This window comes from Pseudomonas sp. 2, assembly GCF_056627435.1.
Window position 1 is genome coordinate 328,450 of record NZ_JBWXNG010000006.1, and the last position, 14,462, is coordinate 342,911.

12 protein-coding genes are annotated in these 14,462 nt (G+C 62.4%); 6 read left to right on the plus strand and 6 right to left on the minus strand.

The features are described from left to right. Window positions 1-124: 124 nt before the first annotated feature. Window positions 125-1,126, minus strand: a complete 1,002-nt coding sequence (xylF, locus tag AC1MEK_RS13025; protein WP_480396691.1) for a D-xylose ABC transporter substrate-binding protein — start codon at window positions 1,124-1,126, stop codon at window positions 125-127. A 290-nt stretch (window positions 1,127-1,416) separates the two neighbouring features. Further along, window positions 1,417-2,733 carry a xylose isomerase gene (gene xylA / locus AC1MEK_RS13030; RefSeq protein ID WP_480396692.1) on the minus strand — a complete coding sequence of 439 codons (1,317 nt, stop codon included), beginning with the start codon at window positions 2,731-2,733 and terminating at the stop codon, window positions 1,417-1,419. A gap of 173 nt (window positions 2,734-2,906) precedes the next feature. On the opposite strand from xylA, the gene AC1MEK_RS13035 reads away from it, so the two are divergent. Both AC1MEK_RS13035 and AC1MEK_RS13040 read left to right on the plus strand, forming a co-directional pair. Next, on the plus strand, window positions 2,907-4,082 hold the full coding sequence (locus tag AC1MEK_RS13035; RefSeq protein ID WP_480396693.1) for a XylR family transcriptional regulator: 1,176 nt from the start codon (window positions 2,907-2,909) through the stop codon (window positions 4,080-4,082). Window positions 4,083-4,119: 37 nt separating this feature from the next. Then, on the plus strand, window positions 4,120-5,046 hold the full coding sequence (locus AC1MEK_RS13040) for a Gfo/Idh/MocA family protein (protein WP_480396694.1): 927 nt from the start codon (window positions 4,120-4,122) through the stop codon (window positions 5,044-5,046). Between the two features lie 34 nt (window positions 5,047-5,080). Here the strand turns inward: AC1MEK_RS13040 and AC1MEK_RS13045 are convergent, their stop codons facing one another. The 3 genes from AC1MEK_RS13045 to AC1MEK_RS13055 form a co-directional block, all read right to left on the minus strand. After that, complete coding sequence (locus AC1MEK_RS13045) at window positions 5,081-6,247, minus strand: D-alanyl-D-alanine carboxypeptidase family protein (RefSeq protein WP_480396717.1); 1,167 nt, start codon at window positions 6,245-6,247, stop codon at window positions 5,081-5,083. Window positions 6,248-6,358: 111 nt separating this feature from the next. Next, entirely contained in the window at window positions 6,359-7,759 is a 1,401-nt protein-coding gene (locus AC1MEK_RS13050; protein WP_480396695.1) for a sensor histidine kinase, read from the minus strand. Beyond that, complete coding sequence (locus tag AC1MEK_RS13055; RefSeq protein ID WP_480396696.1) at window positions 7,737-8,414, minus strand: response regulator transcription factor; 678 nt, start codon at window positions 8,412-8,414, stop codon at window positions 7,737-7,739. The genes AC1MEK_RS13050 and AC1MEK_RS13055 overlap by 23 nt, the downstream gene beginning before the upstream one ends. Window positions 8,415-8,609: 195 nt before the next feature. On the opposite strand from AC1MEK_RS13055, the gene AC1MEK_RS13060 reads away from it, so the two are divergent. Then, a complete protein-coding gene (locus AC1MEK_RS13060) occupies window positions 8,610-9,389 on the plus strand; it encodes a molybdate ABC transporter substrate-binding protein (RefSeq protein WP_480396697.1) in 780 nt (259 codons plus the stop codon). 324 nt (window positions 9,390-9,713) lie between these two features. On the opposite strand, the gene AC1MEK_RS13065 is transcribed toward AC1MEK_RS13060, so the two are convergent. Then, on the minus strand, window positions 9,714-11,459 hold the full coding sequence (locus AC1MEK_RS13065; protein WP_480396698.1) for an OPT family oligopeptide transporter: 1,746 nt from the start codon (window positions 11,457-11,459) through the stop codon (window positions 9,714-9,716). A gap of 209 nt (window positions 11,460-11,668) precedes the next feature. Between AC1MEK_RS13065 and AC1MEK_RS13070 the strand changes: the two genes are divergently transcribed. From AC1MEK_RS13070 to AC1MEK_RS13080, 3 genes are all read left to right on the plus strand, one after another. After that, window positions 11,669-12,238, plus strand: coding sequence for an NUDIX domain-containing protein (locus AC1MEK_RS13070; RefSeq protein ID WP_480396699.1), 570 nt, complete (start codon window positions 11,669-11,671; stop codon window positions 12,236-12,238). A 236-nt stretch (window positions 12,239-12,474) separates the two neighbouring features. Continuing rightward, window positions 12,475-13,533: a hypothetical protein gene (locus AC1MEK_RS13075; protein ID WP_480396700.1), complete on the plus strand. Its 1,059-nt coding sequence runs from the start codon at window positions 12,475-12,477 to the stop codon at window positions 13,531-13,533. Between the two features lie 355 nt (window positions 13,534-13,888). After that, window positions 13,889-14,440 (plus strand): sigma-70 family RNA polymerase sigma factor, encoded by a 552-nt coding sequence (locus tag AC1MEK_RS13080; RefSeq protein WP_480396701.1) that lies wholly within the window; start codon window positions 13,889-13,891, stop codon window positions 14,438-14,440. Window positions 14,441-14,462 lie beyond the last annotated feature (22 nt).

A 14,462-nucleotide genomic window follows, 5' to 3' on the forward strand; every position in this document is an offset into this window, starting at 1 on the left:
TGAAGAAGATAGCGATTGACACACCGCATTCGCCAGCAAGCTGGCTCCCACAGGTTTGCAGCTCGCAAGCTCGCGCTTGTTAGTGCGCAAGCGGTGCTGCTACGGGCCGGGGTTGAGCCAGGGATTACTGCCCGGCCAACTGCGCCTTGGTGTAGAACCCGTCCTTCTCCAAAAGATCGATGTTGTCCTTGGTCAGCGGCGTCGGGGTCAGGAGGATGGTGTCGACCTTTTTCGTGCCGTTGTCGTACTGCGAGCTGAACGCCGGTTTCTCGTTGCGCGCCAGTTGCACCGAGAGCTTGGCCGCTTCGGAGGCGATCAGTTTCAGCGGCTTGTAGACGGTCATGGTCTGGGTGCCTTCGAGCACGCGCTTGACCGCGGCAAGGTCGGCGTCTTGCCCTGAGATCGGCACCTTGCCGGCGAGCTTCTGCGCGGCCAGTGCCTGAATCGCGCCACCGGCCGTGGCGTCGTTGGAGGCGACGATGCCGTCGATCTTGTTGCTGTTCTTGGTCAGGGCGTTTTCGACGATGCTCAGTGCCTCGGTCGGGTTCCATTCCTTGACCCACTGCTGGCCGACGATCTTCACGTCGCCCTTGTCGATGGCCGGCTGCAGCACTTTCATCTGGCCTTCGCGCAGCACCTTGGCGTTGTTGTCGGTGGGCGCGCCGCCGAGCAGGAAGAAGTTGCCCTTGGGCTGGGCCTTGAGCACGCCGGCGGCCTGCATTTCGCCGACCTTCTCGTTGTCGAAGGAGATGTAGGCGTCGATGTCGGCGTTGAGAATCAGGCGGTCATAGGACACCACCTTGATCCCGGCCTTCTTGGCCTCGGCCACGGCGTTGGTCAGCACGGTGGCGTTGAAGGGCACGATGACGATCACGTCCACGCCACGGGAGATCAGGTTTTCGATCTGGGAAATCTGCTTCTGCTCGTTGGCATCGGCCGACTGCACGAACACTTTGGCGTCCATCTTTTCCGCCGCCGCGACGAAGTAATCGCGATCGCGGGACCAGCGCTCCAGGCGCAGGTCGTCGATGGAGAAACCGATTTTCGGATGGGCCGAATCGGCCATGACCGGCAGGCTGAGCAGCGCCAGGGCACTGGCGAGCAGGGTGAGTTTCAGGTTTTTCATTGTGGTGCGTCCTTTTATTTTTGTTTAGAGGCACTTCCTGAGCGTGAAACGTGCAGCGGGTGAAACTGTAGAGCGTTGGTTGCGCGCGCGGAGCAACGAATTGTCGCGAGAATGTAACCGCCCTCCGGATCTCCCGATTTCGTAGCAGCACGGCTTGCCGGCGGGGCGGTGTGTCAGTGAAGAAGATGACGATTGACACACCACATTCGCCAGCAAGTTGGCTCCCACAGGTTTGCAGCTCGCAAGCTCACGCTTATGAGTGCGCAAGCCGCGCTGCTACGGGGTTGGGGTCATTTGTAGATAAACCGGTTCACAACCCCTTCGAGCATCTCCTGCCGCCCGCTGACTGCCTGCGGATCGAACTCATGCTCCAGCGCGTGCTGCGCCAGGGATTCCAGGCTGAAATCCCCTGACAGCAAGGCTTGGCCGAACGGCTTGTCCCAGCCGGCGTAGCGCTGGTTCTTGAACTGCTGCAGCACATCGTTTTCGATCATCGCGGCGGCGCGTTCCAGAGCCAGGGCGAGCACGTCCATGGCGGCGACGTGGCCGTAGAACAGGTCGATTTCATCCAGGCTCTGGCGGCGCACCTTGGAGTCGAAGTTGAAGCCGCCGCTCTTGAAACCGCCCGCCTTGAGAATCTCGTAGGTCGCCAACGTCAGCTCTTCAACGCTGTTGGGGAACTGGTCGGTGTCCCAGCCGTTCTGCGGGTCGCCACGGTTAGCGTCGATGCTGCCGAAAATGCCCAGCGAGGCCGCCGTGGCGATTTCGTGGTGGAAACTATGGCCCGCCAAGGTCGCGTGGTTGGCTTCGATGTTGACCTTGATTTCCTTCTCCAGCCCGAACTGATGCAGGAAGCCGAACACCGTGGCGCTGTCGTAATCGTACTGATGCTTGGTCGGTTCCTGAGGCTTGGGCTCGATCAGCAGGTCGCCCTTGAAGCCGATCTTGTACTTGTGCTCGACCACCATGCGCATGAAGCGCCCGAGCTGTTCGCGCTCGCGTTTGAGGTCGGTATTGAGCAGGGTTTCGTAGCCCTCGCGGCCACCCCACAGCACATAGTTGGCGCCTTTGAGGCGTTGCGTGGCGTTCATCGCGCTGAACACCTGGGTGGCGGCGCAGGCGAATATTTCCGGGTCCGGGTTGCTCGCAGCGCCGGCGGCGAAACGCGGGTTGCTGAAGCAGTTGGCGGTGCCCCACAGCAGGCGGATGCCGCTCTGTTCCTGATGGCGTTCGAGCTCGTCGACCATCTGTGCGAAGTTGCGGCTGTATTCCTTGAGGCTCGCACCTTCCGGCGCCACATCGGTGTCGTGGAAACTGTAGTAGTCGATTCCCAGTTTGGAGAAGAACTCGAACGCGGCGTCGGCCTTCAGGCGGGCCAGTTCCATGGCGTCGCCCGGCCGGTTCCACGGCCGCTTGAAGGTGCCGACGCCGAACATGTCGGCCCCCGGCCAGACGAAGGTGTGCCAGTAGCAGGCGGCCATGCGCAGGTGCTCGCGCATCGGCTTGCCGAGCACGATTCTGTTGGCCTCGTAGTGGCGAAAGGCGAGGGGTGAATCGCTGTCCGGGCCTTCGTAGCGAATCCGGTCGATCTCGGGGAAGCAGGGCATCGGTGGGTTCCTTGTTGTTCTGGTTCAAGCCGTTGTCGAGCCGATACTAGCAACGGCCCTAGGCCCGCCGATTACGAAAATCACCAACCCGGTGTTCGATTTTGAGTATTGAGATTCGGCTTGCGCGGGCCTAGTCTGTGCCATCTGTTTCGAGACAGGCCCGGGGAAAAACAATGAAAACCGTCCCGCCCGTTCACCGCATCGCCCTGTTGTTCAACGGCGGCAAGATCTACGACCGCGGCATCATCAGCGGCATCGGCAACTACCTGAGCAGCACCCGCGCATCGTGGGACCTGTTTCTGGAGGAGGATTTTCTCTGCCGCCTCAAGGGCATCGAACGCTGGCAGGGCGATGGCATCATTGCCGACTTCGACGATCCGCTGATCGGCGAAGCGCTGGCCGGGAGCAAACTGCCGGTGGTGGCGGTGGGCGGCTCCTTTGAGAACCCGGACGCCTATCCAAAAAACATCCCCTATGTGGCCACCGACAATTTCGCCCTGATCAAGCTGGCGTACGAGCACCTGATCGAGGCCGGGCTCACACGCTTCGCCTGCTTCAGCCTGCCCGAGGCCCAGAGCAATCGCTGGGCCCAGGAGCGCGAGCGGGCGTTTCGCCGGTTGCTCAAGCGCGATGGCCTGCGTGGGGAAATCTACCGTGGCCTGGGCACCAGTGCACCGCTGTGGGACAGCGCCGTGGAGCAGCAGATCGCCTGGCTGCACAGCCTGCCCAAGCCCATCGGCATCATCGCCGTCACCGACGCCCGCGCCCGCCAGTTGCTGCAAGCCTGCCTGACCGCCGGGATCGCCGTGCCCGAGCAGGTGGCGCTGATCGGCATCGACAACGATCCGCTGACCCGCACCCTGACCCGCGTGCCACTGAGTTCCGTGATTCAGGGCACCCAGAGCATGGGCCGCACCGCTGCGCGGCTGTTGCATCAGATGCTGCATGGCATGCCATCGAGTAGCAGCCAGATTCTGGTGCCGCCGGAAGCGATCAACGTCCAGGCGTCGAGCCTGCATCAGCCGCTGGGCAATCCGTACGTCATGCAGGCGCTGCATTTCATTCGGCAGTACGCCTGCCAGGGCATCAAGACTGCGCAGGTAGCTGGGTACGTCGGCGTGTCGCGCTCGTCGCTGGAGTCGCACTTTCGCAAGGAGCGTGGCTGCAGCGTGCACGATGAAATCCTGCGCTTCAAACTGACCGCCGCAGCTTCAAGGCTCGAGCAGAGCGACTCGGCCATCGCCGACATCGCCCAGCACTGCGGCTTCAAATCGGCGCAGTATCTGCACACGGTGTTCCGCCGCGAGTTCGGCTGTACGCCTCGGGAATATCAGGCGCAGGTCCACTGATTCGTTTATCCAGATAACAACAAAACAGGAGTCATCGATGCATCCGATTCGAATAGGGCTGGTGGGCTACGGCAAGATCGCGCAGGACCAGCATGTGCCGGCGATCCTCGCCAACCCGGGCCTGGAGCTGGTGGCGGTGGCGACACTGGGCCAGCCCTGCCCGGGCGTGGCCAATTTCCGCTCGCTGGCCGAGCTGCTCAGCGACGGGCCGCCGGTGGATGCGATTGCCTTCTGCACCCCGCCCCAGGGGCGCTTCGCGCTGGTGCAACAGGCGCTGGATGCAGGCAAACACGTGCTGGTGGAAAAGCCGCCGTGCTCGACCCTGGGCGAGGCCATGGCCCTGGTCGATGACGTCGTAAAGGCCGGTGTCACTGGCTTGTTCGCCTGGCATTCGCGCTTTGCTCCCGGTGTACAGAACGCTCAAGCGTGGCTCAAGGGCAAGACCCTCAAACAGGTGCGCGTGGAGTGGAAAGAGCAGGTGCGCAAATGGCACCCGGGCCAGACCTGGATCTGGCAGGCCGGTGGGCTGGGGGTGTTCGACCCGGGCATCAACGCGCTGTCGATCGTCACCGAGCTGTTGCCGGGGGCGCTGTTCGTCGAGTCCGCGCAATTGAGCGTGCCGCAGAACTGCCAGTCGCCGATCGCCGCGAACCTGGCGATCCGTGGAAGCGGGCAGATCGAGGTGCTGGCCGAATTCGATTTCGACCACAGCGACAACGAGCTGTGGCGCATCGAACTGCACTGCGACGAAGGCATGCTCAGGCTCGACTCGGGCGGCGCGCAGGTGACGGTCGATGGCGTGGTGCAGCGGGTGTCGGAGGAGGGCGAGTACCCGGCGATGTACCGCCACTTCGCGCAATTGATCGCCGATCGCAAGAGCGACCTGGACCTGCAGCCGCTGCGCATCGTGGCGGACAGCTTCTTCGTGGGCAGCAAGGAAACGGTTCCCGCGTTTCATGAGTGATCGTGCCGCCACGGGAGGGTGAACACGAACGAATTTACGCCGCGTCCGACCACTCCCCGAACAGATGGCCCACGAACAACCGCAACGAATCCCACGCCCGGCTCCACCAGGGGCCGGGTTGGGCGGCCTGCAGGGCGATCAGTGGCCGTTCGGCGAGTTTGTTGTCGCCCTCGTACAGCGCATACGTGCCCACCACATCGCCGATCGCAATGGGCGCTACCAGCGGCTTGTCGATGTGAACGCGGGCTTCGGTCTTGCGGTGCGGGTTCTTGGGCAGGGTCAGGCTGACGTCGTCCAGCAGCCCGACTGGCACGCTGCTGCCTTCGGCCTTCCAGACCATGGGCGTGGCCACGGCTTGCCCGGCTTTCTGGTAGGTCTGAGTGTCATAGAACCGGTAGCCGTAGGTCAGCAGTTTTTCCGCGTCCGCCGCGCGGTTGGCGATGCTGGTGGAGCCGAAGGTGGCCGTGATCAGCCGTTGCCCGTCGCGCACCGCCGAGGTCACCATGCAGTAGCCCGCCGCCTCGGTGTGGCCGGTTTTCAGGCCGTCGACCGTGTTGTCCCGCCACAGCAACAGGTTGCGGTTGGGCTGCTTGATGTTGTTCCAGGTGAAGTATTTGTGAGCATACAACTCGTAGTAGGCGGTTTCGTCGTTGATGATCGCCCGGGCCAGTTTGGCCATGTCGTCGGCAGAGGAATAATGCCCCTCGGCCGGCAGCCCCGTGGGGTTCATGAAGTGGGTGTTGCTCAGGCCCAGCTTCTGCGCGGTGGTGTTCATCAGTTCGGCAAAGCTGTCTTCGCTGCCGGCGATGTGCTCGGACAGGGCCACCGCCGCGTCGTTACCCGAGTCGATCACCACGCCCTTGAGCAGGTCGTGCACCGCCACCTGGCTGCCTGGCTTCAAGAACATCCGCGAGCCACCGGTGTTCCAGGCGTTTTCGCTCACCGTCACCAGATCGTCAGGTTTCAGGCCGCCGGCCTGCATCTGCCGGGTGGCCACGTACACCGTCATCAGCTTGGTCAGGCTGGCCGGCGGCAGGCGTTCGTCCGGGTCTTCACTGGCGATCACGTTGCCGCTGGCGGCGTCCATCAGCACCCAGGCCTTGGCGGTCAGTTGCGGCGGGGCTGGCACCATCGCGCCTGCGGGGCCTGCTGGAATGGGCGCCGCGAAGGCGCAGGTCAGGTGCGAACAGACGAGAAACAGGCTGAGCCGCAGAATCGGATGCTTCACAGAAAGGGGCCTTGGCTGGACAGAAAGGCCGCCAAACTAGTGGCCCCGGGCCCGCGCCTCAAATGAAGCGAAGTTAAGAAAAGTTTAGGTTGGCGCCAGCGCCGGATTGCGCAGCGGGCAACGCAGCACAACCCGCGCGCCGACACCGCCGTCGCCCTCGCCGATGCTCAGGCTGAAACCGTGCAGGCGCGCCACGGCGGTGACCAGCGAGAGCCCCAGGCCATGCCCCGGTGTCTGCCGCGACACGTCGCCGCGATACAGCCTGCGCGTGACGCTGCTGCGCTCATTGAGCGCAATGCCCGGGCCGTTGTCGCAGACCTCGATCAGCAGCGCATCGGCGTCGTGCCGACAGGCCAGATCGATCCTGCCGCCGTGGGGTGTGAACTTGATCGCGTTGTCAAGCAGATTGACCAGCGCCTCGAACAACAGCGCCACGTCGCCCTGCAACGGCGGGATGTCGGCGTGCAGCTGCAGGTGCAGGCTCTGGCCCTTGTCATGGGCCATGGGCTCGTAGAATTCATGGGCCTGACGCAGCAGCTCATCGGCGGCGAAAGGCTCGAAAGCCCCCCGGCGCCGCGTGTCTTCCAGCTCGGAAATGCGCAGCAGGCCCTGGAAGCGCAGCATGATCGACTCGCTCTCTTCCAGCGCCAGGTCCAGCGTCTGGCTGTGCTGCGCCTGAAGGGGCAGTTGCTGCAGTTGATAGAGCCGCGTGCGCAGGCGTGTCAGCGGTGTGCGCAGGTCGTGGGCGATGCCGTCGCAGACGCTCTTGACCTCGTGCATCAGCTGCTCGATGTGTTCGAGCATGACGTTCACCGCGTCGGCCAGCATGTCCAGTTCGTCGCGGCGGCTGGACAGCGGCAGGCGCTCGCGCAGATTGCCCGAGACGATGCTTTCGGTGCTGCGCTGCAAGCGTTCGACCCGGCGCAGCGGGCGGCGCCTGAGCAGCCACCAGCCGATCAGCCCGGGAATCAGGGTCAGCGACAGCCCCCAGAACAGCGCCTGGCCGATGATCCCGCCCACGGCGGAAATCGAGCCGCCATCGCGGGCCAGGATCAGGATTCGACCGTCCGGTCGGGTCACCCGCAAGGCGTGGCTGCTGCGGGTCTGCTCGTCGGGCAGGGCGATGCTCAGGCCGCGCTCCAGGTAGTGCACCTTGGCGTCATCGGGCAGGCTGGCGCGCAGTTTCAAAAGATCGCCCGCGATGTGCGTGCCGTCCGCTTCGAACAAGCCGTAGGCGTCGATGCCTGCCACCGCATAGGCTTCGCTGGCGGCCAGCTCGCTGACCAGCGAGGCGTCGTCGATCTTCTGGTAGTAATGCGCCCGCTGCATCAGCGTGCGCTCGGCGACCTTGCCTAGATACTGGGAAATCTCCCAGTACAGCACGCCCGTGAACATCGCGCCCCAGGCCACGAAGAACAGCGCGTACAGGCCGATCAGGCGGCTGTTGCTGGAGCGCCAGCGGTCAGTCCTTTTCGACCAGAACATAGCCTGCTCCCCGTACGGTCTGGATCACCGGCGTGGCGTGGGCCTCGATCTTCTTGCGCAGCCGGCCGATGTGCACCTCGATGATGTTGGTGCCGGGGTCGAAGTGATAACCCCAGACTTCCTGGAACAGCATGGTGCGGGTGACCAGCTGGCCGGCGTTGCGCATCAGGTAGGTCAACAACTTGAACTCGGTGGGCAACAGCGCGATGTGCGTCCCGTCACAGGTCAGGCGCTGGTCGATCAAGTCCAGCCTGAGGTTGCCGAAAGACAGGCAATGGTCGTTGCCGCTGGCGGCGGGGTTGCGCAGCAGCACTTCCAGGCGCGCCACCATCTCGACCATGGAAAACGGCTTGGTCAGGTAGTCGTCGCCACCGGAGCGCAGGCCGCGCACGCGCTCGTCGACGTCAGACAGCGCGCTGATCATCAGCACCGGTGTCTGAATGTCGAGCCCGCGCAAGGTGCTGACGATGGTCAGGCCGTCGAAGTCCGGCAGCATGCGGTCCAGGGTGATGGCGTCGAAGCCGCCGGCGATGGCCAGCGACAGGCCGTCGCGGCCGGTGGCGGCCCATTGTGCGGTGAAGCCGTGGGCGGCCAGTTCCGCGATGATGCCCTGGGCGGTGACTTCGTCATCCTCGATGACCAACGCTCGGTTCATGGGGTGCTCCAGCTGTGATGACCGGGCATTGTAAGACCATTGAGGCGGCTAACAGGACCGTTGAACGGCAAACTAAACTTTTCTTAACCTGGGTTAATGCCTGATGGGGTGGGTCTGGGGTAGCGTTGCCCACCCATGACATGCACGTGACCTGTGACATGGCTGATCATTTTTACCCGCAAGGAAACGCCTGTTTTGAGACGTTCACTGACGGCCCTGATGCTGGGCCTTTCGCTGTTGTGCGCCAGCCAGCTGCACGCGGCCCTGCCCGCGAAGAAGCCGCTGCAGACCCTGACGCTGTTCAGCGCCGACACCATCGCCGCGGCCATGCAGAACATCGTCGCCGGTTATGAAAACACTGACGGGCTGAAGCTTGAGGTCGTGGGATTTTCCGAGGCCTCGCGCCAGTCCACCGGGGCCGAGTTGGCCGCAGCGTCGGCGGCGGACCTGGTGTTCAGCACCCGTTCGACCATGGATGCACTGGTGGCCCAGGGGCGGGTGGACAGCGCCTCGCGGGTCGATTTCGGCAAATCCTTCATCGCCCTGGTCGTACGCGCCGGCGCCGAGAAGCCCGACATCGGCAGCGAATCGGCGTTTCGCGAAACCCTGCTCAATGCGCAATCGGTGGCCTATTCCAACAACGCCAGCGGCCTGTACCTGACCCACTGGCTGTTCCCGCACCTGCAAATGCCTGCCGAGTTCAAGAGCAAGTTGATTGAGGGCACGTCGGCAGGCGAGAGCGTGGCCAGCGGCGAAGCACAGATCGGCCTGCAACAGATGAGCGAGCTGCAATCGGTGAACGGCGTGGAGATCGTCGGCCTGATTCCCGACCCGTTCCAGCAGATGAAGCTCTACTCGGCGGCCATCGTCAAAGGCAGCGCCCGCTCGGAGCAGGCGGGGGCGTTGCTGGCGTTCCTGAATTCGAAGGCGGGGAAAGAAGCGATCAGCAAGGGCGGGCTGATACCGGCGCGCTGACCATCAGAAGTGACCGACACCTGCCAGGGCAATGGAGAACGAAACAACCAGCATCAGCGCAATGGTCAGGTTGATGGACATCGGGGCAATCCTTGTTCGGGTTTTCGAGGTGGCCATGATCCCCAACCGCGCCGATAAAATGAACGGCGGTCTGGCGTATGTTGGTTATCGATACAATCGATAGTCGCTGCCCATCCCCAGCCGCGATGCTGCGTGTTGCACGATCCTGTAGGAGCGAATTCATTCGCGAGTGCGGTGGGGCAGGCGCTGCATCGGTGTCGCCTGAAAATCTTTTCGCGAATGAATTCGCTCCTCCAGGGGAGATCAGAGGTTCTTGAACATCTCGAAGAACGAAGCCCCCACCCCGACGATGCTTTCCCCGGCAATCAGCCCGGCGGCTGCGGTGATCGCGAAGCGTTCGGTGAGGCTGGGCCAGCGGCGGCTGACGATCCAGGTCAGCACCGCGCCCAGGCCCATCATCAGCGAGGTCGACGCGGGCAGCACGAAGGCCAGCCCCAGCGCTGCGCTGCTGGGCAGCCAGCGTGCCAGGCGGGGCGGCAGCAGGCTGTCCAGCGCGCCGAGCAGCACACCAAAAAATGCGCCGATGAAGATCGCCCAGCGGATCTGCGGCGACAGCGCCTCCAGCCCGTGACTGAGTGTTTGCGCCACGGCTTTCCAGGTGGCGACGGCGGGGGCGGGCCATTGCTCGGTGAGCAGCATGTGCTGCGGGTCGGGAATCAGCGCCAGGTACACCAGCACGCCCACCACGCTGCCGATGAAAATCCCGATGCATTGCGCCACCACCTGCTTTTTCGGTGTCGCGCCAATCGCCAGGCCGACCTTGAAATCGTTCATCAGGTCGGTGGATTGCCCGGCCGCGCCCCCGGCGGTGTTGGCGCTCATCAGGTTGATCGACACCTGCCCCGGCGCAATCAGGCCGAAGGTCAGCTGTGACAGCTTGCCGATGGCGCCGATCGGCGCGATACCGGTGGCACCCACCACCCGCGCGGCCACGACGGCCAGGCAGATCGCCAGCGGAATGCTCAGCAGCGCCATCCACAGATCGATACCGAACAGCGCGACCTGCAACGCCACCACCAGCGCGACCGACAACACCAGGCCCAGCGCGGGGCCGGGCGAGAAGGGCGCCCGCGCTCGTGGCGTCCTGCTGGCGGATACAGCCTTGGGCACCTTGAATAACCGCACCCCCAGAGCGGTTAGCGTCGAACACACCATCAGGCTCACGCCGGGCCACAACAGCCACTCCACCAGTCTGGCGAACTGCGGGCCGCTGGCGTCCGGAGCAATCGGCACCCACGCGTTAGCGATCAGCCATGGTGCCAACCCGCCCCAGGCCAACGCCGCGCCAAACAGCAGGGTCAAGCCGACACGAATGCCGATGATCCCGCCAAAACCCAGCAACAACAGCGACGGATCGAAGGTGAACGTCAGCCGCTCCAGTTGCGCGTTTGGCGCCCAGCGTGGAATCGCCCAGACGAAACCGTCGACCCACTTCACCAGGCCCGACAGCAACGCTGCGCCGAACAGCACCTTGATCCGCACCACCGCTTCCTGCCCATGGCGGTAGATGTGCTGCAGGGTTTCCAGGGTTGCCATGCCCTCGGGAAATTTCAGGCCGTGGTCGTTGAGCAGGGTGGGGCGCAAATACCAGGCGATCCAGATGCCGAGAAAACTCACGGAAAACACCCAGGCCATCATCGGCAGCGGGTCCAGTTGCTGGCCGGTGAGCAGTGTCCAGGCGGGAATCGGCGCCACCAACCCGCCGGAGATGATCGACGCCGCCGCCGAGGCCACGGTCTGGTTGATATTGCTCTCGTGCAGCGTCCACGCAGGTTGCCGGGCATGGCGCCGCGCCAGGTTCTGCCACAGGCCGAAACCCACCAGCAGGGCGATGATCGACATGTTGAACGACCAGCCGATCTTCAATCCGGCGTAGACGTTCGACGGAGTGAGCAAAATGCCCAGCACCGCGCCGGTCATGACCGCGCGCAGGCTCAGTTCGCGTTCGATGCGGGTCGTTGACCCGGGCCTGACGGTGGCTGGAACCATGGGCAATCCTGTGCTGGCGGTCGAATCCGGACTTGAACAAGTGAGTCCTTGCGCTGCCGAAGGTTCATCCTCGGGCACTGTTCAGGTGCCGGAACAACGCGCTGAATAGTCCGGGGTGATAGCGCGGCATTCGCCTGCGACAGGCCGATTCGCGCTATAACTGCCCGCCTTCAGAGGTCTCTGTAATCAATGCCGCCAAGGAGCACCGGATGCCGATCCGCATCACTGCCGAACAAACCCTCTCCGACAACTGGTACGTGCTCAAGAAGTACAGCTTCGACCTGCAGCGCCGCGACGGCAGCTGGCAGTCGCAGACCCGCGAGGTGTATGACCGCGGCAACGGCGCGACCATCCTGCTGTACAACCTGGAACGACGCACCGTGGTACTGACCCGGCAATTTCGCATGCCGGCGTTCGTCAACGATCACAGCGGTTACCTGATCGAAGCGGCAGCGGGCCTGCTGGACAACGCCAGCCCCGAACAGCGCATCCGCCTGGAAGCCGAAGAAGAAACCGGTTACGTGGTCCGGTCGGTACGCAAGGTCTTCGATGCCTTCATGAGCCCGGGCTCGGTCACCGAGCGCATTCACTTTTTCGTCGGCGAATATGCGCCTGACGATCGCATCAGCGACGGCGGCGGGCTGGAAGAGGAGGGGGAAGACATCGAAGTGCTGGAGTTGTCGTTCGAACAGGCCATCGCCATGGTCGAAAGTGGGGAAATCGCTGATGGCAAGACCATCATGCTGCTGCAGTATCTGGAGTTACGCTTGATCAAGTAATACATCAATTCGAGTGGAACTTTCACTCAAACGAGTGAAGGTTTAAATGTGCTTTTCATTCATAACGGTGTTGTTCAACTTGATTTGAAGGTGCCTAGCGCTGGCAAAGTAATCTATAAAGCTTCGTTGGCGCTTGGCGGTTTAATGGCGTCATTTTATATTTTTAAACATTGTGTTGACGCGGTCTTTTTCATGAACTTCAGTGGATAAAAGAGTTCATTCAAAGGGACGTGAACATGAAACTTTCAGTCATTGTGGTGTGCTCTCTTCTCTGCGCCTGCAGCGGCACCAGCCCGTTGAATCCTTCCGAGGCCGCGAAAAAACTCGACTTGGTGAAATCCGGTCGCTCCAGCGGCATCGTCGATGATAAAAGCCTGGAAAAAGAACAACTGGACCAGCTGTTCAGCCCCACGGATGCGCAGGCCGCCAACCCGGCGTACCGCAATCAGGTGCAGGCCCGGCTGCTGGCCAAATCGGACATCAACTGTAATCAGTTCATCGAGGCAGTCGACACCCGGCGTGCCGCCAACAACGTGTCTTTCGGGTTTCTCGCCACTGCCACCGCAACGGCGGCGGCGATCGTGTCCGGGCGTGCCGGACAGAACCTGGCTGGGGTGTCGGCCGTGACATCGGCCACTGAACAATCGATCAACGATGAAATGTTCTCGGGCATTCTGATGCCCAACATCGTCAAAGAGATCAGAAGTTCACGTTCTGTTCTGCGCGATGCCATTTCTCTGAAGTTTGGAGACTCCACGGCCGAGTACAGTTATTACACTGCGGTGTCGGACGCCATTTACTACCACAACTTGTGCTCGCTGACCGTGGCACTTTCTTCCATCGTGAGCAAAGCCACCACACTGGAAGCCAAGAAGACATTGAGCAGTACGGAAATGCTCGCGGCGCTGGATGCCGAGATTCTGACCACGCGCAATGCCATCCTCAGTGATGATCTGGGCCTGACCCAGGAGCAGAAAGCTCAACTCAGGGAAGATCTCATGAAGCAGTACCAGCGTCGTTCGGAGCTGGTGAAAGCCTTTGCACTGCCCGGTCGCTCCGTGGATGCGGGCAGCGAGGTCAAGGAGGGCGGCGCGGACAAGGGCGCGGCAAAACCCGTTGATAACAAGGCCGCGCCTGCTGCACCGGGAAAAGCCTCCCAGGGCGATGAAAGCTCTACGGTCAACGGCACGGCGGTGACCGGCAAGAGCGGACCCAGTGGTGGAACCTCACCCGAGAAATCCAACCCCAGGCCCAGCGGATCCGCCGCAGCGGGGGCTGAGTTGTTGCTGCAGTGACGGGCATGTCGGGGAGGGTGGCGAACAGGGCAGATTTTGCGACGCAGGTCGCAGGACTGAAGCGATTTGTATCGTCCCTGAAACAATTTTTTTGACAGGGAAAAATCCTCGTCTAGCCTCAATCATCTCCTCGTCCGACAAACGAACCACTTGGTTTAATCCATTTAAATCATTGGCTTAGATGATATTTGCCACTATACGGCTACCACTCGTCGGACAACAAAACGACCACGTCGTTATAACGAAAGTTTCACAGGACGGTAAATTTTCTTACATTGCAATGAGAATCGTTTGCGTTATTCTTCGCGTTCCTTTGTAACCGGGGATGTCGAATAACATGGATTTTCATCCAGCAATGAGCCAGCCAATAAGGCTTCGCGCGACCGGTGTGGGCAAGGGCTGTGTGGCGATTGATCCGCACCTCGACGCCCTGACGGGCACCTATCACACGCACCGCGAAGGGCTGTTGCGCCTGGCGGCAAAATTCCTCGGCTGCCGTGCCCGCGCTGAAGACGTGGTGCAGGATGCGTTCGTGAAAATGCTCGAAAGCGACCTGGCCTCCATCGAGCCTGCGCGCTACATGTTCCGTGTGGTGCGCAACCTGGCCATCGACCGCCTGCGTCGTCAGCGCCTGGAACGCAACCACGGCGTTGAAACCGAACTCGACGAACAACCGCGCTTCGACGTGTCCCCCGAGCGGGTGCTGGCGGGGCGCGAGTCGGTCAACCAGTTGGTCGGCGCCCTCAACGAACTGCCCAAGCGCATGCGCATCGTCTTCAACCTCAGCCAGATCCAGGGCTACACCCAGCGCGATGTGGCCAAGGTCATTGGCACCTCGCCGACCATGGTCAATTTCCTCCTGCGCGACACGCTGTCCCACTGTCGCTCGCGGCTGGGCGAGATCTGATCGCCGGCATTTCCACTTTCTG

What these genes read in the sequence shown, in the direction of transcription:
- xylF (WP_480396691.1), bottom strand. Translation starts at nt 1,126, where the DNA reads ATGAAAAACCTGAAACTCACCCTGCTCGCCAGTGCCCTGGCGCTGCTC.
- xylA (WP_480396692.1), bottom strand. Translation starts at nt 2,733, where the DNA reads ATGCCCTGCTTCCCCGAGATCGACCGGATTCGCTACGAAGGCCCGGAC.
- AC1MEK_RS13035 (WP_480396693.1), top strand. Translation starts at nt 2,907, where the DNA reads ATGAAAACCGTCCCGCCCGTTCACCGCATCGCCCTGTTGTTCAACGGC.
- AC1MEK_RS13040 (WP_480396694.1), top strand. Translation starts at nt 4,120, where the DNA reads ATGCATCCGATTCGAATAGGGCTGGTGGGCTACGGCAAGATCGCGCAG.
- AC1MEK_RS13050 (WP_480396695.1), bottom strand. Translation starts at nt 7,759, where the DNA reads ATGTTCTGGTCGAAAAGGACTGACCGCTGGCGCTCCAGCAACAGCCGC.
- AC1MEK_RS13055 (WP_480396696.1), bottom strand. Translation starts at nt 8,414, where the DNA reads ATGAACCGAGCGTTGGTCATCGAGGATGACGAAGTCACCGCCCAGGGC.
- AC1MEK_RS13065 (WP_480396698.1), bottom strand. Translation starts at nt 11,459, where the DNA reads ATGGTTCCAGCCACCGTCAGGCCCGGGTCAACGACCCGCATCGAACGC.
- AC1MEK_RS13070 (WP_480396699.1), top strand. Translation starts at nt 11,669, where the DNA reads ATGCCGATCCGCATCACTGCCGAACAAACCCTCTCCGACAACTGGTAC.
- AC1MEK_RS13075 (WP_480396700.1), top strand. Translation starts at nt 12,475, where the DNA reads ATGAAACTTTCAGTCATTGTGGTGTGCTCTCTTCTCTGCGCCTGCAGC.
- AC1MEK_RS13080 (WP_480396701.1), top strand. Translation starts at nt 13,889, where the DNA reads ATGAGCCAGCCAATAAGGCTTCGCGCGACCGGTGTGGGCAAGGGCTGT.